Genomic DNA, 15,804 nt, shown 5'->3' on the forward strand with positions numbered 1-15,804 from the left:
CGCCATGAATTTCGATGACACGCCGCAGGAAGCCGAGTTCCGCGCTATCGCCCGCAAGTGGATCGCGGCCAACGCGCCGAAGGAGTTCGAGGAGGAGCTCTCGAAGTCGTCGCTCGGCCGCATCCGGCTCGCCAGGCACGACATGGTCGAGGTCGGCAAGGCCTGGCAGAAGAAGAAGGCAGAGGGCGGCTGGGCCTGCCTGCATTGGCCGAAGGAATATGGCGGCCGCGGCGCCACCCCGATCGAGCGCGTGATCTGGCAGCAGGAAGAGGGCATCTACGGCAAGCTGACCCAGCCGTTCCAGATCGGCGAGGGCATGTGCGGCCCGACCGTGATGGCCTGGGGCAGCGAAGAGGCCAAGCGCCGCTATCTGCCGAAACTCGCCTCCGGTGAGGAGATCTGGTGCCAGCTGTTCTCGGAGCCGTCGGCCGGCTCCGACGTCGCGGGGCTGCGCACCCGCGCCGAGAAGAAGGGCGACAATTGGGTCGTCAACGGCCAGAAGATCTGGACCTCAGGCGCGCATTACTCCGACTACGGCCTGTTGATCGCGCGCACCGATCCGAATGTGCCGAAGCACAAGGGCCTCACGATGTTCTTCCTCGACATGAAGAGCCCCGGCGTCGAGGTCAGGCCGATCAAGCAAGCCAACGGCATGCAGGAGTTCAACGAGGTCTATTTCACCGACGTGGTGATCCCGGACAGCCAGCGCTTAGGGGCGGTCGGCGAGGGCTGGAGCGTGTCGCTGACCACGCTGATGAACGAGCGCATGTCGATCGGTGCGCGGCTCGCCACCGGCGTGCCCGAGATGTTCGAGTTCTGCTCCAATTTGATGCTGGAAGACGGTCTTGCGATCGACGATCCGGCGGTGCGCTCCAAACTTGCGAGCTGGGCGGTGAAGGCGAGCGGGCTGAAATACACCAGCTACCGCGCCATCTCGGCGCTGTCGAAGGGTGAGCGTCCGGGGCCGGAAAACTCCATCGGCAAGCTCGTCTCCGGCCTGATGCTGCAGGATATCGCGACCTATGCGATGGACCTCGAGGGTGCGGCGGGCAGCCTCACCGGCACCGATGAGGAGCAGGCCAACGGCCAGTTCCAGCAGATGCTGCTGTCGTCGCCCTCGATGCGCATCGCCGGCGGCACCGACGAGATCCTGCGCAACATCATCGCCGAGCGCGTGCTGGGCCTGCCCGGCGACATCCGCGTCGACAAGGACGTGCCCTACAACAAGATCCCGACCAAGGGGCGGGGTGGTTAGTCGTCATTCCGGGGCGATGCGAAGCATCGAACCCGGAATCTCGAGATTCCGGGTTCACGCTTCGCGTGCCCCGGAATGACGAAAAAAGAGGATATATCATGGACGCGAAGACACCGAACCCGCGTTACGCGACCGAGGACCGCATCGGCGCGCTCGAGGAATTGCTCAACGAGCGCTACTCGGTGCGCGCGTTCCAGCCGCGCGAGGTGCCGCGCGAGGTCATCGAGCACATTCTGTCGACCGCGCAGCGCACCGCGTCCTGGTGCAACAGCCAGCCCTGGCAGGTGCTCATCGTCTCCGGCGAGGCCAAGGAGCGGTTTCGCAAGGCGATCTATGCCGAAGCCTCGCGCGGCCTCGCCGAGGATTACGACTTCACGCCGCCGCGCGAATATGTCGGGGTCTACCTGGAGCGCCGCCGCGAAAGCGGCTTCCAGCTCTACAACACGCTCGGCATCGCGCGCGGCGATAAGGCGGCCTACGCAAAACAGGCGCTGGAGAACTACAATTTTTTCGGTGCGCCGCACATTGCCGTGATCCACACCAATGAGCCGCTCGGCATCTATGGTGCGATCGACTGCGGCGGCTATGTCTCGAATTTCATGCTGGCGGCGCAGGCGCTCGGGCTCGGCACCATCCCGCAGGCGGCGATCGCGCGCCATTCCGGGCTGATCCGCCGTCATTTTAACCTGGCCGACGATCGCCGGGTTGTCTGCGGTATCTCGTTCGGCTATGCCGATCATGAGCAAAAGGTGAACAGCTACCGCACGTCGCGTGCAACCGTGGAAGACACTGTCACATTCGTCGATGTATAGTTTCCTGAAGGCGGGAAGGTCGGTTCACCCCCCGCCGAGGACAAGAAAAGCTACAAAGAAACGACAAGAACAAAAATGGCGAATAACGCCTCCCTGACGCCGGCTGAGATCAGCTGGCAGCTGCACCGTCTGCCTGCGCTTGAGCGTGACGCGTTCATCGCCGCGCATTATCTGGGCCAGCAGGTCGCCTGGAAGACCCGCTTCTTCGACGCGATCGACTGGGGCGCAGGCTCGGTGCTGCAATTCAGTTTCCTGCAGCGCGGCTGGCATCGCCATTCGCGGCTCGACAATCCGATCTATGCCTATCTCGACATCGAGCAACATCCGGAAACGCGCGGCCTGCGTCGCGGCCGCCGGATCGATCTTGAGGGCACGATCAAGGGTGTCGACTTCGTGACCGGGATTACGCTGACGCTGGACCGGTTCGAGATCCTGCCGGTGAATTTTTTCGACCGCTTCGTCATCAGCTCCGACAGCCGCTACTAGCAAGCAGCGAACCGCAGACTCTGCTCCACCTCGCCCCGTAAGAACGGGGCGAGGGAGCGCTGCTCCTGCGGCTCCATTCAACCCAATCTCATCGCGCTTTAGCGCCCGCCACTGCGCGGCGTGGCGGCGCCTCGGCATAGCGGGCGGCCATCGCGCCGGTCAGCTCGGCCATCTTCTCGCGCAACTCCCCCGGCGCGATCACTTCGGCCTCGGCGCCGAGCCGTAGCAACTCGGTCGCCGCATGCCACACCGTCTTGCCGACCGGCATGGTGGCGAGCCGCCAGCCATCGGCGTCGGTGCCATCAGTGAGCTGCATCCGCGCCTTCACGTAAGGGTGCGCAAGCGCGTCGAACAGTTTCAGCCCGAGCGGCGACAGCCGCACCGTGGCCTCGTTCGGATGCAGCTCGGCCTCCAGCCGCTCGATCGAGGCGCCCCAATAGGTGGCGAGGTCGAACTCCGCGGGCCGCGCGAACGGCGTCTCCAGCGTCGCGCAGTCCAGCACGCGTGCGACGCGATAGGTGCGCACATTGCCGTCGACAAGGCCGGCGAGATACCAGCTGCCGCCCTTCAGCACGAGGCCGAGCGGTGCCACGCGCCGCCGCTTCTCGGCCTTCCAGCTCTGGTAGCGGATCTCGATCAAATGCTCGCGCAGCACGGCGCCGGCGATGGCGCGCAGATGCTTCGGCTCCTCGGTCTCGCCGAACCAGCCGGGCGCATCGAGATGGAAGCGCTGCTGCATCCCTCTCGCGTTGGGCCGCAGGTTCTCCGGCAGCGCCGCCATCAGCTTGGTCTGCGCCGCCGCCATCGCGGCATCGAGGCCGAGCGCGGCGGCGGGCCCCGGAAGTCCGGCCATGAACAGCGCCTCGGCCTCGCCCTGCGACAGGCCGTTGAGCCGCACGCGATAGCCGTCGAGCAGGCGATAGCCGCCCTCGGCGCCGCGGTCGGCATAGACGGGAACGCCGGCGGCGGCGAGCGCGTCGATGTCACGATAGATCGTGCGCACCGAAACCTCGCAGGCTTCCGCCAGCTCAGGCGCGGTGACCTGCCCCCGCGCCTGCAGGGTGGTGAGGATGGAAAACAGCCGGCTCGCGCGCATGGCCAGATCATACCTGACACAAGATGTCAGGTATAGGCGGACATAAGGAGCCATGCCCCTAACGGCTCAAGGAGACCCCCATGACCATCACCGACCGCGTCACGCTGTATTATTCGCCGCAGAGCCGCGCCACCGGCACCCGCGTGCTGCTGGAGGAACTCGGCGCGCCCTATGATCTGCACGTTCTCAACATGAAGGCGGGCGAGCAGCGCAAGGACGCCTATCTCGCCATCAATCCGCTCGGCAAGGTGCCGGCGATCCGCCATGGCGACGCGCTGGTGACCGAACAGGTCGCGATCTTCATCTATCTCGCCGATCTGTTTCCGCAGGCCGGCCTGACGCCGGCGCTGACCGATCCGCGCCGCGGCCCGTATCTGCGCTGGATCGCCTATTACGGCTCATCGTTCGAGCCGGCCGTGATCGACCATTTCATGAAGCGCGAGCCCGCGCCGATCACGCAGTCGCCCTATGCTGATTACGACACCATGCTGGGCGCGCTGGAGACGCAGCTGGCTAAGGGGCCCTATCTGCTCGGCGAACAGATCACGGCGGCCGACATCCTCTGGGGCATCGCGCTCTCTTGGACCATGATGTTCGGTATCGTGCCGAAAAGGGACGTGTTCGTCCGCTATGCCGAACGCATCGCCGCGCGCCCGGCTTTCCAGCGGATATCGAAGGCCGACGACGAGATGGCGGCGCAGCATGCGGCGGCCGCCGGAGTGTGATACGGATCGGGCCGATGGCGAAAGTCCTGCACAGCACCAACTGCTTCAACACCCTGATCCGCGTCGCGGACGACTGCCCGGCGCAGCGCGGCGAGGAGCCGCAGCTGCGCGGCGGCCAGCCGACAGTTGCCGTGCTGCAGTACCGGATGATCGTGGGGGCGCCCTACAAGTACACCTCCGACGACGTGGTGTTCGCGACGTCGGCGGCCGGCCGCGCGCTCGATGCGAAAGCGGCGAAGAAGGCGCGCAGCCTCGCCCGCGAGACGTTCTTCTCACGCGGCCAGGCCTGCATGCGCGCCTCGCCGCTCGGCAAGCGGTTCGGCTGGGGTGTCCATGCCGATGCCGAGGGCCGCATCGCGCTCTACGCCGTCGACAGCAAGCGCTACCAGGCACTCGCCGCGGACCCGGAGATCGCGCAGGTCCGCGCGATGCGGTCGAAGCGGGCGTAGCGGGCTGCAGCGAGAGTTTGCGATCAATCGCGCACTGTCGAACCCGTCATCCTGAGGAGCGCGTAGCGCGTCTCGAAGGATGAATCGGCCACCAGTCGGGCCGTCGACCCTTCGAGACGCCGCTACGCGGCTCCTCAGGGTGACGGGATAAAGGAGGCGGGCCGCCGAGCTAAAACCGCGGCGCACGCTTCTCGGCGAATGCCTTGATGCCTTCCTTGATCTCGTCGCCGCGCATGCTGTCGCGGTGACGGGCATCGGCGGCGGCCTCGTCCAGCTCGCCGCGGGCGAATTCGTTGATCGCGCGCTTCATGCCGGCCATCGCCTTGGGCGCGTTGCCGGCCAGGATCGTCGCGAGCTTGTCGACCTCCTCGTCGAGCAGGTCGAGCGGCACCATCGCGGTGAGGTAGCCGATCCGCAGCATCTCCGGTGCCGTGATCCTTTGCGCGGTCAGGAACAGCATCTTGGCGTTGTCGACGCCGAGCCGCGTGACGTAGCGCTGGATGCCGCTCTTGTAATAGTGCAGCCCGAGCCGCGCCGCCGGCATGAACATCTCGGCGCTATCGACGCCGATGCGAAAGTCGCAGGCGAGCGCGAGGTCGGTCGAGCCGCCATAGACGCCGCCATTGAGCCGGCAGATCGTCGGCACGCTCAAATCCTCGAGGCGGTTGACCACGACCTCGAACGCCGAGCCCGCGCTCTGCTGCTCGCTCGCGCTCACCGCGCGCTCGGCCACCGAGTTGAGGTCGTAGCCGGCGGAAAACGCGCGGCCGGTTCCGGTCAGCACCAGCACGCGGATCGCAGGATCGGCCTCGATCCGGTCGAACAATTTCAGCAGCTCGCCGAGGTCCTCGGCCTGCAGGCGGTTGAGATGCTTCGGCCGGTTGAGGCGGATCGTTGCGCGCGCGCCCGCGATTTCGAGCACGGGTCCGCTGGCGGTGTCGGCCGCGTCAGCCATCTTGGTCTCCATCATTGATTCTCACGTTCGCGCCGCTTCGCCTCGGCATCGATGGTCTCGGCGAGATCGGGATGCCTTGCCATCAACAGGCGGAAATCGACCAGGTCAAGCACCAACAGCCTGGTCACCTTGCTGGTCGAGACGCTGGCGCCGCGCTTGGCGTTGCCGAGCAACGCCATCTCGCCGAAGAACTCGCCTTCGCCGAGCTTCACCTTGCGCCCGGGCAGGTCGACCTCGACCTCGCCGGCGGCGACGAAATACATGCAGTCGCCATTGGTGTCCTTGCGGATGATCATGGTGCGCGGCGGCAGGTCCATGGTCCGCAGCATTTGGGTGACGTCGGCGATCGCGGCCGGGCCGAGATGCGCGAAGAACGGCACCTTGCTGACGGTTTCCCAGGTTCTCAAGAAATTGTCGCGGCGCGTTTCGGCGGCAAAGCCGGTCGCCAGAATACCGGTCCACAGCCCGAACACGCCGAGGCCCGAGATCATCACCATGGCGGCGACCACGCGGCCGAGCGGGGTGATCGGCACCACGTCGCCATAGCCGGTCGTGGTCAGCGTCACCACCGCCCACCACAGCGCCGCCGGCACGCTGCCGAAGGTCTGCGGCTGGACGTCCCGCTCCAGGAAATATTCCGCGACGGAGGCCAGGAACACCACCATCAGGAAGATCACGAGCACGCTGAGCAGCGGCCCGGACTCCACCACCAGGACGCGCCGGAGCTGGCGCAGGCCGGGAATGCCCGGCACCACCTTGAGCACCCAGAGCACCCCGAGCAGCCAGGCGGTTTTCGGCTCGACGCCGGACAGCAAGGCCAGCGGCACGGCCAGCGCGCCGATCGCGTCGACCACGCCGGCGCTCGACAGCGCGTAGAACCAGAACTTGCCCTGCCGGCCCATGTGGCGCAGCCGAACCAGCCATTCGAACACGAAATAGGCAAGGCAGGCCCACAGCAGCGCATCGACCCAGCCCGGCGCCGCGTCATGGGCCGGCGCGACCGTCAGCAGCGTCATCGTGGCGACGCCGGCCGCGACCGCGACATAGGCTGCCGTGGTCATGTTGCGGCCGGCGGTGGCGGAAACGAAGCGCGTCAAGGCCGGAAGGACGAGCCGCTTGGACATCGGAACGGAGCTTGCCTGTCGGTGAACTGCTGGAATTGAGGCCCTGTGAACGGCGGAGCCGATGGCACAACGTGCCTCTCCCGGTTGAGGCCGTCAACGCGCAGGCCGTGGCGGCATGATCGCTGGGGAAGACGACCGCATCAGTTGGACGAAAGGCCTAACCATGTTGGCCCGATTTTGCGCCCGCGAATGTGAGAAATCGGACAAATCGTCGCTTTTTCCCCGTATATCAGGGATGCTGGTCGCTGATGCGACCCGGGCCGGAATGAAGCGACTAATAAGACGATCTTATTCACTTCTTGAGCATTGGCTGGTTTCCGATGGATACCTCACATCTCGCGCAGCACGCCGGCGCTGCCGGCAGTCTCTTCGCTTCGATCTTCGTGGTCGCCACGCTGTCAATGCGCACCATGATCCCGTTGCGCGTCTTCGCCATCCTGACCAACATCATCCTGATCGCGACCGCCGTCCCGACGCACAATTATGCGACGCTGATTCTGCATGCCGTGCTGCTGCCGGTGAACACCTATCGGCTGCACCAGATGCTGCAACTGGTCCGCAACGTGAAGAAATCGGTCAACAGCGATCTGTCGATGGAATGGCTGAAGCCGTTCACGACGGAACGCAAATGCACCGCGGGCGAAGTCCTGTTCTACAAGGACGAGAAGGCCGACAGCATGTTCTACATTGTCAGCGGCCGCTTCCGCCTGGTCGAATCGGGCATCGAGCTGCCGGTCGGCGCCCTCGTCGGCGAGTTCGGCATGCTGTCGCCGTCGAACACGCGAACCCAGACGCTGGAGTGCGTCGAGACCGGCATGGTGCTGTCAGTGACCTATGACCAAGTCGAGCAGCTTTACGTCCAGAACCCGGCCTTCGGCTTCTACTTTCTGCGCCTCGCCAGCGCCCGTCTGTTCCAGAATATCTCGACGCTCGAGCAGCAACTTGCGCAGCACACGACCCCACAGGTTGCGGAGCCAAAACCTGCATGAGCCCCGTGACGAGTTCTGGAGGCGCCGCAGTGCCGGATGACGACGGTCTCCTGGCTTCGCTCCGTTACCTCTTTGCCGACATCATCGGCGATGAGGACGAGGGGCCGCCGGTGCTGCCCGACGCCTGCCCGGACCATCTCGGGCCGGCCGTCACCAAGGCCATCGATCTGTTGATCGCCTATCAGAGTACGAGCTACGCTCAGCTCTATATCGACCGGCTCAAGCGCTTCGCCGGCCGCCGCGGCGTCGACGACGCCCTGCTTGCCGAGATCGCCCGCCTGATGGCGGAGCGCATGGCCTATGAGGACGCGATCCGCATCGCGCAGCTCAAGCTTGGCGAAGTCAATGCGGTGGGCGGCCTTGCGGCGCGCTCGGCCGACGACGTCAAGAAGTTTCGCCTTGACGAGTTGATCGACGCCTTGCCGGCGGTGGTCGCCGATCCGGTGCTCGGCGTGCTGGATCAATTCGGCTGGCGGCGTCGCCGGGTCTCGATTCGCTTCAGCGCCAACAACCGCTTCAGCGTTCGCCGGCTCAGGATCGAGGCGGGCCTGAAGCGCTGGCGGCTGTTCTCGGGACGCTATGCCAGGGAGCGCGTCTGGGTCGAGCGCTGGCTGCACATGATCGACCGCAGCCTAACCAAGCAGCCGAGCGCCGCCCCGGCGGTCGTGCAGACCGCGACCATGATCCAGGGCTACGGCGATCCCTACCGCCAGGGCATCGCGGACTGGCACGTGATCATCGACGGGCTCGCCAAGCCGACCTTCGACGGCGTGCTCGTGCTTCCCGATCTTGCCGACGCCATTGCGGAAGCGCGCGCCGCCATCCTGCCCGATCCGCGGCAGGCAGCGCTGAAGCGCAAGATCGCGGAGATTCGCGCGCGGGCGCCGGCGGTTGAGTCGCATTGAACGAGAGTGCTTGACCCGTCATCCTGAGGTGCGAGCATCGCGAGCCTCGAAGGATGCACGGCCACAGGCGGGCCGTCGATCCTTCGAGACGCGCGTTCCGCGCTCCTCAGGATGACGGTGACGGGCTCGAGTGCGTTGCATTCCCGCTCTCTACCGCTTCACGTGCGGCGGCTCGTCGTAGCCGCGGCGGCTGGAATAGAACAACAGCCCCATCAGGCCGATGCAAACCGCAACCAGAACCGCAATGCCGATCGTGAACACCACAATGCCGTAGGTCGGCACCGGAGCGTCCACAGTCAGGCCTTCATAGGCGTAGGCGCCGACGGCGGCCAGAAAGGCCAGCAGACCGATGCTGATTGCAATGCGCATGCGTAGCTGCCTCTGCTGAGGGCCGAGGGCAACAGGGCAATTGCGCCGGTTATCCCGCCGCGGCGGTGGCCTTGGCCAGCGCCTGCTGTCCGGCTTCGGTTAGCTCGGAGAGCGTCGTCCTGCCGTTCTTGGCGCATTTGATGATGTATCTGGCAACGCGGCGGCGGGTGTCATGTTCCTCGCCGTGAGGTGCGTCTGCGCAAACGCGATCGAGCGCAGCGTTCATGGCGAAGAGCGTGCGTGAGTCAAACCGTTCCTCGATCATCGCAGCTCTCCTTTGCGACTCGCGGCTACTTGCGGAACGTCAGCCACTCGCTGACTTCCATCACAGTCTCGGTTTGTCTGGCCTTCTTCATCAGCGTTTCGCGTTCCCGTCCCGGCGGCAGCTTGCGTGCCGCAATGCGCGAATCTTCGGCGAATTTTTGCAAGCGGTTTTCAAACGATCCGGGAGGCCGCGACCTGTTGCGCTTCTTCTTGATCATGCCGTCTCCGAGCTGGAACCAGCAATACTAGGCTTGTTCCCAGGATGCCGTCGTTAACCCATGACATCGGGCGAATTGAAAAAACACGCGCCCAAAGTCGCGACCAAAAATCGCGACCAAGGATCGGGACCAAGGATCGCGCAGGACCGCAGGAACGATCTTCGGCGCTCTGCGTAACACCCGTGCGTTCGCTGCTTTGCTCCCCGAAAGGCGGTGGACCACTCCGGTGACGGGCCTCGGCGAATTTGATCGCCGAGGCCCGCATGTCTTCAAGCAAAGCGGCCAAGGAAACAAGAAGGACATAAGCCAAGAAGGACATCATCAATGGCACATTCCAATCAGGGTATCGTGAAGGACAATAAGGGGCAGGAACAGCCGGCCGACAAGCAGCGCGCGCAAACCGCGCACAAGACCGACCCGCGAAAGTCGAATGCGCGCGAAGCGACGCGTGATCCGAAATTGAACGATGCCGACAAGACGCCGGGATCCGGCATGACATCAGACGACCGCGGCGATCCTCCAACAGGCTGAACGGCGTTCCGCTCTGCAGCAATCGCGGCAATGCGGCAGGAACGATGACCCGGGTCGACGGTTGGCGTCGAGGGATCAATGGAGAACTGACATGGCGATGGACGAGAAGGAGGTCGGAAACCTGATCGGCAGCGACAAGGTCGAGGGCACCGCGGTCTATGGCTCCGACGAGCGCAAGATCGGCTCGATCGAACGGGTGATGATCGACAAGAAGAGCGGGCGGGTGTCTTACGCCGTGCTCGGCTTCGGCGGCATTCTTGGTCTCGGCAACGACCATTATCCGCTGCCCTGGCAGTCGCTCAAATACGACACGAGGCTGGGCGGCTATGTCACCGGCGTCACCGAGAGCCAGCTGCGCGGCGCGCCGAAATACGGCAGCGAGCGGGATTGGAATTGGTCGGATATCGGCGCCACGCGCGCGGTGAACGAATATTACGGCGTGCCGCTCGTCTGAGCGGCGCCGGCCCGCACTTCACTGTTGCCCCACCGGAGCTGCCTGTATGGCGGTTGACGACGTTACCGTCGCATCCTTGGGGCGTCTGTACACTAGTGAACATACGTCAAAAGCTGTGCAATGTAACATACGTAATTGAAGTCGGTCCTGCAGTTGCCCGATTGAACATGCGGGAGACCAATGTCGTTGGCGTCGCTAATCCGGAAATTGGAGCAGTTTGCACGGCTTTCGCCGGTAGACCACGTCCTTCTCAATCGCGCGTCCACCGAGCGCGTCCGGCATTTCGGTCCGCGGGTCGACATCGTCCGCGAGGGCGAGAAGCCGAAGGACGTCCATCTGATCCTGTCCGGCTGGGCCTATCGCTACAAGCAACTCGAGGACGGCCGGCGTCAGATCGTGGCTTTCTTCCTGCCCGGCGACATTTGCGATGTGAACGTCTTCATCCTGCGCGAGATGGATCATTCGATCGGTACCGTCACCTCAGTGTCGATCGCCGACCTCTCCCGCGAATTCTTCGACAAGGTCGCAGCCGGACATCCGCGCATCGTGACCGCGTTCTGGTGGGAAACCCTGGTCAACGCGGCGATCCAGCGCGAATGGACCATGAGCCTCGGCCAGCGAACGGCGCTGGAGCGGATGGCCCATCTGCTGTGCGAGATCTGGCTCCGGCTGCGTGCCGCTGGCCTGACTCAGGGCGACAGCTGTGATTTCCCGCTGACCCAGGGCGATCTCGCCGATGCCACCGGGCTCTCCAAGGTTCACGTCAACCGAACGCTGCAGGAATTGCGCGCCGGCGGCCTGATCGTACTGAAGGGAAAGACCCTGGTCGTCCCCAATCTCGAGCGGCTGATGCAGGCCGGCCTGTTCAACCCGAACTACCTGCACATGGATCACGAGGGACGGCAGCTCGATGCCGCCGCGACGCCGACGGACGCGGCGGCCGGGTGATAGCGCTGTGCTCCGCTGCATGTCGAGAGCGCCCAGTTGTATGGTTCACCCGGCCGTTCAACATACGCGATGTCGTCCTGGCGAAAGCCAGGACCCATTACCCCAAGTCTCAATTGTTGCGCGATGCTGGGGCCGCGATCCCGTTCATCAGCGAAAGCGGTGGTAATGGGTCCTGGCTTTCGCCAGGACGACAGTGGTGCATGTGGCGCGACCGCAAAGACGACAGTTGTATTTGTGGCGTAACCAACGGCCTGGCTTCACCCATTCGCCGCCTTCACCACCACGAGGTTCTCGTCCGGCGTCGCCGGGTGGCGCTTGAGGTGGTCGCGGCGCAGTGCGATCTCGTCGCGGACCAATTCGTAGCCGAGCTTGAACGTGTCCATTCCGTCGCCGGAAACGGTGCCGTCGCGCAAGCCGATCACCGCGCCGCGCAGGATCGCCTCGAGCTCGTCCTGCAATTCGTCGAGATGCTCGGCGCAAGTGGCGTGCTCGACGCGCTCGCCGATGTCGAGGATCCTGCCCGCCAGCTCGCTGGCTTTCTCCGGTGCGACGCGGGTAATCTTGGTGTAGATCGCAGCGAAGATCGAGCCGATGATGCTGAGCGCGGCGGCACCGAGATACATCACGTCGCTATAGCGATCCATGAACGACTTGGTATCGTCGTTGATGTATTCGGCGGCGCCCTGATGGGCGACGATGAAGGCGTCCTTGTCGGTCGCCGCCGGCTCGATCTTGGAGGCGAAGCCGTCGTCGAGCGCGAGTTCCGACTTGTTCTCATAGATGATGCGCGCGAGCTCGGCGGCTGTCGTCGTGGACATCGAGGATTGCGCGACCAGCAGCCATTCCAGTCCGATGGTGTCGACCTCGTCATCGGGGATCGCCGGCGAGGACGACAGCATGCCGGTCGAGACCGTCTCCTCCGAAATCGCCGGGTATTTGCGCGCCAGCGCCTTGGCCGCATCGATCGCATTCAGCGTGAAGCCGCCGGCGCGCTTGGCATATTGTTCGTAGGCCTTGTCCTTCACGATCTTCGAGGCATGCTCGATCGCGAGCACGGCGGCAAAGCCAGAGGCGAACAGCTTGTCGAAAGGTGTGTTCGGCGGCGCCTGCTGTACCCGCTGCGCCGCGTCGGGGCTGTCGGCAATCTCGAGCGCGCTGCGGACGAAATTGACGTTGCTCTCGCCGTCGCCGACGACCGCGATCCGCTTCTTCTTGAGCTCGCTCAGCGATTTGATCTTCTTGCCGCCGGGGCTGAGCACCAGCACCACGTCATGCTCGAGGATCGCGATGGCGCGGGCACGCGGCGGCACCCTTGCGTCGGTGCGCAGGATGGCCAGCGAGGCGTCGCGGCGATCGAATTGCGCCAGCGCCTTGGCGTTGTCGGGGTTCGGCGCGATCTTCAGCCGCAGCCGCGACGAATTGTTCTTCAGCACGGTGGCGAGCTTGGCGGCGAATTTCGCCTCCGGGCCATTGGCATCGCCGACCGCGAACACCAGCGTTTCGGAATTGCGCAGCCAGAGGCGGCCGCCGATCACGGTGACCGCGCTCAGCAGCAGCGTCAGCAGGGTGAAGACGATGATCTGTGCGCGGTTGGTCTTGACGACCGGTTTGGCGACCGGAGGGCGCGGCGGCGTCGGCGCAGGCGAGGGGGCTTCGGCACTCATGGCTGATCACCTGGCTCATCACCCGTCCGGGACGGCCCGTTACCGCAACAACCCGATCGGCGCGGCGCTGCCCGGTGAATCCGTAAATGACTATAAAAGAAAGAAAATTTCCTATGTTGCCGACGATATACCTCTCCGGGGGGAATGCAAACCGGCCGCCGGCCGTAACCTTAATCCCGGCCGACCTGCGCCGCGATGCCACATGACCATTGCCACTATCGACGCCCGGACCGAGATGTGATTTTCGAGCAGGCGCAGGTGCATTCCGGCGCCGGAGATGTCATAAATGAGACACGCTTCGGTTTGCGGAATTGTGCTGACGGCCTGACCCGGATTTCTTGCAATCACATTCATCGAAGTAAAAGGGCGTCAGCTTGTTGTTTCCCTCCATGTCATCGTCGGTGTCGGTTGGTGCCCTGGTGGGATGGATGTTGCTTCTCACCGCAAAGCACATCATCGCCGACTTCATGCTGCAGAACGCCTGGATGGCGATCGGCAAGGACCAGAAGACCGGCTGGGCCATGCCGCTGCTGGCGCATTGCCTGGTCCATCTCGCGGTCGCGCTGGCGCTGATCCTGGTGGTGGCGCCGCGGTTCTGGTACGTCGCCTTCATTGACTTCGTGATCCACATCATCGTCGATCGTTGCAAGGGAATCTGCGCCTCGCATTTCGGCGTGACGCTGGAGTCCGGCCATCCCTGGTTCTGGACCCTGATCGGGGTCGACCAGGCGCTGCACCACCTCACCGGCTTCGCGCTGTCGATCTACATGGCCGCGAACTGAGCGGTTCGCGCGCACCTTTCCTCACATCCTGGACCAGGAATCCAGCCGGGCCGCGGCGGGCGGATGTGATTCGCGCGCAACGGGCAAGACCCTCCGGAAGCGACCGGAGGCCGTGGTTAACCTTTCGTTAGAGGATTACGCGGCATCTTCCCGATCGAGGGGGATTTGCAAATGTTTTCAAGCCGCGACGCCTTCGAGAACGATGCCTGCCCGGTTGCCGACGACCTGCTCGGCCAGATGTATCGCGCCAATCCGAACGGGCTCTCGTTGCTGGTTGCCAATGTCGCGCCCGATGTCAGGGCGCAGCTCGCGCTGTTCTGCTATCGCCGCAGCCATCTGCACGCACTCGCGGTCGCGATCGCGTCGAGCTGCAGCGAATGGGAGCTGGTGAATTCCGGTGGTCGTGTCGGCTCGACGCTCTACGCGCTGTCGCGCGAGCCGGTCCGCGCCGCGACCGTTTCGCATGGCGGCCGCAAGCCGATCACGCTGTCGACCAAGCCGCTGTCGACCTTCGCGCCTGTCGTCGATGACGACCTCGACGACGAGGACGTCAGCGAGACGGTGACCGTGACGGCTTAAGCATGATCCGGAAAAGTGGAAACCGGTTTTCCCTCGCGACAAACGCGGAACGCGTTTGCGCGGAGATCATGCGCAAATAAAAGAGCCGTGCTCAACCCGGCTGCACGCTCGGGACGAGCGGCAGCCCGTGCCGGCGCCGCGCCATCGCGCATTCCGCGTCGCCCGGCTGGCAGGTCCGGCATACCTCCGGCCGCACCGCATAGACCTCGCAGCGCGTTGCCTCTCCGACCCGGCCCGCTAGCGCCGAGCAGCGGTCGCCCTCGCAGCGCATGCCTGATTGTTGCGCGTTGACGAATTGCGCCGGGATCAGATCGAGCTGCGCGTCGTCCTCGGTGGTGAAGCGCGGCCAGTTCTCCGAATAACTGCAGCAGGCACCGCAGGACTGGCAGGGGCTTGCGTCGATCGCGTTGTCGGCCATCAGGTGTCCCTCGGCGCTTCCCAGACCAGGCTGCGCCGCCAGCGCGCCCTGAGCAGGTCGCGCCGCTCCGGATATTTCTCGTCGTGATAGACCGCCGTGACCACGCGGTCGGTGCGGAAGCTGCGGAAATCCCTGCGCAACTCGCACCAGGCGGCGAGCAGCCGCACCGCCTCGTGATAGCCGACCGCAATCGGCCAGATCGTGCGCTCGCTATCGCGGCCATGCTCGTCGCGATAGTTCAGCGTGATCTTCTTGCCCTCATGGATCTGGCTGCGGGTCCTGACCATGTCGATGCGGTCGGGCTCCCGGTTCCAGGCCGAGCGGGCCCGGCTTGCCGGCTCCAGCACGAACGGCCGCAGCCGGTCGGGCACGGTCTCGGCGATCTTGGCCATCAGGTCCTCGGCCGCGCGTGCCAGCGCGGGATCGGCGTGGCCGACCACCCATTGCGCGCCGAGCACGCAGGCCTCGATCTCGTCGGGTGTCAGCATCAAGGGCGGCAGGTCGAATCCCTTCTCCAGGATGTAGCCCATGCCGGCCTCGCCGCGGATCGGCACCCGCTGCTCGATCAGGCTGGCGATGTCGCGATAGATCGTCCGCTTCGATGTCTCGAGCTCGGCGGCGATTGCATCGGCGGTCAAAGGCTTACGGGTGCGGCGGAGCACCTGGATGATCTGAAACAGCCGGTCGGCGCGTCTCATGGCAACTCTCTCGATCGCTCTCTTGGCACGTGTCTTGTCGAGTGTCTTGTCAGCTCGGCAGCTGTCTTGACGGGGCTCGTGGT

22 protein-coding genes are annotated in these 15,804 nt (G+C 64.7%); 13 read left to right on the forward strand and 9 right to left on the reverse strand.

Annotated elements, in window-relative coordinates:
- Nucleotides 1-4 precede the first annotated feature (4 nt).
- The 3 genes from IF803_RS14235 to IF803_RS14245 all read left to right on the forward strand — a co-directional run bounded on the left by IF803_RS14235 (nt 5) and on the right by IF803_RS14245 (nt 2,553).
- Nucleotides 5-1,255 carry an acyl-CoA dehydrogenase gene (locus IF803_RS14235; RefSeq protein ID WP_461192553.1) on the forward strand — a complete coding sequence of 417 codons (1,251 nt, stop codon included), beginning with the start codon at nt 5-7 and terminating at the stop codon, nt 1,253-1,255.
- Between the two features lie 98 nt (nt 1,256-1,353).
- Nucleotides 1,354-2,067: a nitroreductase gene (locus tag IF803_RS14240; RefSeq protein ID WP_051447730.1), complete on the forward strand. Its 714-nt coding sequence runs from the start codon at nt 1,354-1,356 to the stop codon at nt 2,065-2,067.
- Nucleotides 2,068-2,142: 75 nt separating this feature from the next.
- Nucleotides 2,143-2,553, forward strand: coding sequence for a hypothetical protein (locus IF803_RS14245; protein WP_028339111.1), 411 nt, complete (start codon nt 2,143-2,145; stop codon nt 2,551-2,553).
- An 88-nt stretch (nt 2,554-2,641) separates the two neighbouring features.
- Here IF803_RS14245 and IF803_RS14250 read toward each other — a convergent pair whose 3' ends face one another.
- On the reverse strand, nt 2,642-3,649 hold the full coding sequence (locus IF803_RS14250) for a helix-turn-helix transcriptional regulator (RefSeq protein WP_304497557.1): 1,008 nt from the start codon (nt 3,647-3,649) through the stop codon (nt 2,642-2,644).
- 80 nt (nt 3,650-3,729) lie between these two features.
- On the opposite strand from IF803_RS14250, the gene IF803_RS14255 reads away from it, so the two are divergent.
- Together IF803_RS14255 and IF803_RS14260 are read left to right on the forward strand one after the other, a co-directional pair.
- Nucleotides 3,730-4,374 (forward strand): glutathione S-transferase family protein, encoded by a 645-nt coding sequence (locus IF803_RS14255; RefSeq protein WP_461192554.1) that lies wholly within the window; start codon nt 3,730-3,732, stop codon nt 4,372-4,374.
- 14 nt (nt 4,375-4,388) lie between these two features.
- Nucleotides 4,389-4,823: a DUF6157 family protein gene (locus tag IF803_RS14260; RefSeq protein WP_461192555.1), complete on the forward strand. Its 435-nt coding sequence runs from the start codon at nt 4,389-4,391 to the stop codon at nt 4,821-4,823.
- A gap of 169 nt (nt 4,824-4,992) precedes the next feature.
- Here the strand turns inward: IF803_RS14260 and IF803_RS14265 are convergent, their stop codons facing one another.
- The gene (locus tag IF803_RS14265; protein ID WP_461192556.1) at nt 4,993-5,778 is read right to left on the reverse strand and encodes an enoyl-CoA hydratase/isomerase family protein; all 786 of its coding nucleotides are present in this window, start codon (nt 5,776-5,778) and stop codon (nt 4,993-4,995) included.
- An 11-nt stretch (nt 5,779-5,789) separates the two neighbouring features.
- Nucleotides 5,790-6,902, reverse strand: a complete 1,113-nt coding sequence (locus IF803_RS14270; protein WP_461192557.1) for a cyclic nucleotide-gated ion channel — start codon at nt 6,900-6,902, stop codon at nt 5,790-5,792.
- Nucleotides 6,903-7,222: 320 nt separating this feature from the next.
- Between IF803_RS14270 and IF803_RS14275 the strand changes: the two genes are divergently transcribed.
- Complete coding sequence (locus IF803_RS14275; RefSeq protein ID WP_304497553.1) at nt 7,223-7,891, forward strand: Crp/Fnr family transcriptional regulator; 669 nt, start codon at nt 7,223-7,225, stop codon at nt 7,889-7,891.
- A 29-nt stretch (nt 7,892-7,920) separates the two neighbouring features.
- Nucleotides 7,921-8,796: a DUF6537 domain-containing protein gene (locus IF803_RS14280; protein WP_461192558.1), complete on the forward strand. Its 876-nt coding sequence runs from the start codon at nt 7,921-7,923 to the stop codon at nt 8,794-8,796.
- A gap of 150 nt (nt 8,797-8,946) precedes the next feature.
- Here IF803_RS14280 and IF803_RS14285 read toward each other — a convergent pair whose 3' ends face one another.
- The 3 genes from IF803_RS14285 to IF803_RS14295 are packed head-to-tail and all read right to left on the reverse strand — an operon-like array spanning nt 8,947 to nt 9,647.
- Nucleotides 8,947-9,165, reverse strand: coding sequence for a hypothetical protein (locus tag IF803_RS14285; protein ID WP_461192559.1), 219 nt, complete (start codon nt 9,163-9,165; stop codon nt 8,947-8,949).
- Between the two features lie 49 nt (nt 9,166-9,214).
- Nucleotides 9,215-9,430 (reverse strand): hypothetical protein, encoded by a 216-nt coding sequence (locus tag IF803_RS14290; RefSeq protein WP_028339102.1) that lies wholly within the window; start codon nt 9,428-9,430, stop codon nt 9,215-9,217.
- A 25-nt stretch (nt 9,431-9,455) separates the two neighbouring features.
- Nucleotides 9,456-9,647 (reverse strand): hypothetical protein, encoded by a 192-nt coding sequence (locus IF803_RS14295; RefSeq protein ID WP_038384855.1) that lies wholly within the window; start codon nt 9,645-9,647, stop codon nt 9,456-9,458.
- Between the two features lie 324 nt (nt 9,648-9,971).
- Here IF803_RS14295 and IF803_RS14300 point away from each other — a divergent pair, with 324 nt between their 5' ends.
- The 3 genes from IF803_RS14300 to IF803_RS14310 all read left to right on the forward strand — a co-directional run bounded on the left by IF803_RS14300 (nt 9,972) and on the right by IF803_RS14310 (nt 11,580).
- On the forward strand, nt 9,972-10,178 hold the full coding sequence (locus tag IF803_RS14300) for a hypothetical protein (protein WP_028339101.1): 207 nt from the start codon (nt 9,972-9,974) through the stop codon (nt 10,176-10,178).
- A gap of 91 nt (nt 10,179-10,269) precedes the next feature.
- Nucleotides 10,270-10,632, forward strand: a complete 363-nt coding sequence (locus IF803_RS14305) for a PRC-barrel domain-containing protein (protein WP_375763783.1) — start codon at nt 10,270-10,272, stop codon at nt 10,630-10,632.
- A 186-nt stretch (nt 10,633-10,818) separates the two neighbouring features.
- Nucleotides 10,819-11,580, forward strand: a complete 762-nt coding sequence (locus tag IF803_RS14310) for a Crp/Fnr family transcriptional regulator (protein WP_051002993.1) — start codon at nt 10,819-10,821, stop codon at nt 11,578-11,580.
- A 257-nt stretch (nt 11,581-11,837) separates the two neighbouring features.
- Here the strand turns inward: IF803_RS14310 and IF803_RS14315 are convergent, their stop codons facing one another.
- Nucleotides 11,838-13,244, reverse strand: a complete 1,407-nt coding sequence (locus IF803_RS14315) for a TAXI family TRAP transporter solute-binding subunit (protein WP_461192560.1) — start codon at nt 13,242-13,244, stop codon at nt 11,838-11,840.
- Here IF803_RS14315 and IF803_RS14320 point away from each other — a divergent pair.
- The 3 genes from IF803_RS14320 to IF803_RS14330 all read left to right on the forward strand — a co-directional run bounded on the left by IF803_RS14320 (nt 13,243) and on the right by IF803_RS14330 (nt 14,605).
- Nucleotides 13,243-13,485 (forward strand): hypothetical protein, encoded by a 243-nt coding sequence (locus IF803_RS14320; protein WP_461192561.1) that lies wholly within the window; start codon nt 13,243-13,245, stop codon nt 13,483-13,485. The genes IF803_RS14315 and IF803_RS14320 overlap by 2 nt on opposite strands.
- 187 nt (nt 13,486-13,672) lie before the next feature.
- Nucleotides 13,673-14,026, forward strand: a complete 354-nt coding sequence (locus IF803_RS14325; protein ID WP_080686645.1) for a DUF3307 domain-containing protein — start codon at nt 13,673-13,675, stop codon at nt 14,024-14,026.
- A 171-nt stretch (nt 14,027-14,197) separates the two neighbouring features.
- The gene (locus IF803_RS14330; protein ID WP_028339096.1) at nt 14,198-14,605 is read left to right on the forward strand and encodes a hypothetical protein; all 408 of its coding nucleotides are present in this window, start codon (nt 14,198-14,200) and stop codon (nt 14,603-14,605) included.
- Nucleotides 14,606-14,696: 91 nt separating this feature from the next.
- Here the strand turns inward: IF803_RS14330 and IF803_RS14335 are convergent, their stop codons facing one another.
- A complete protein-coding gene (locus tag IF803_RS14335) occupies nt 14,697-15,023 on the reverse strand; it encodes a YkgJ family cysteine cluster protein (RefSeq protein ID WP_461192562.1) in 327 nt (108 codons plus the stop codon).
- Nucleotides 15,023-15,721, reverse strand: a complete 699-nt coding sequence (locus IF803_RS14340; protein ID WP_016847472.1) for a helix-turn-helix transcriptional regulator — start codon at nt 15,719-15,721, stop codon at nt 15,023-15,025. The genes IF803_RS14335 and IF803_RS14340 overlap by 1 nt, the downstream gene beginning before the upstream one ends.
- Nucleotides 15,722-15,804: the final 83 nt, after the last annotated feature.

The sequence above is a fragment of the Bradyrhizobium sp. UFLA06-06 genome, from assembly GCF_054820065.1.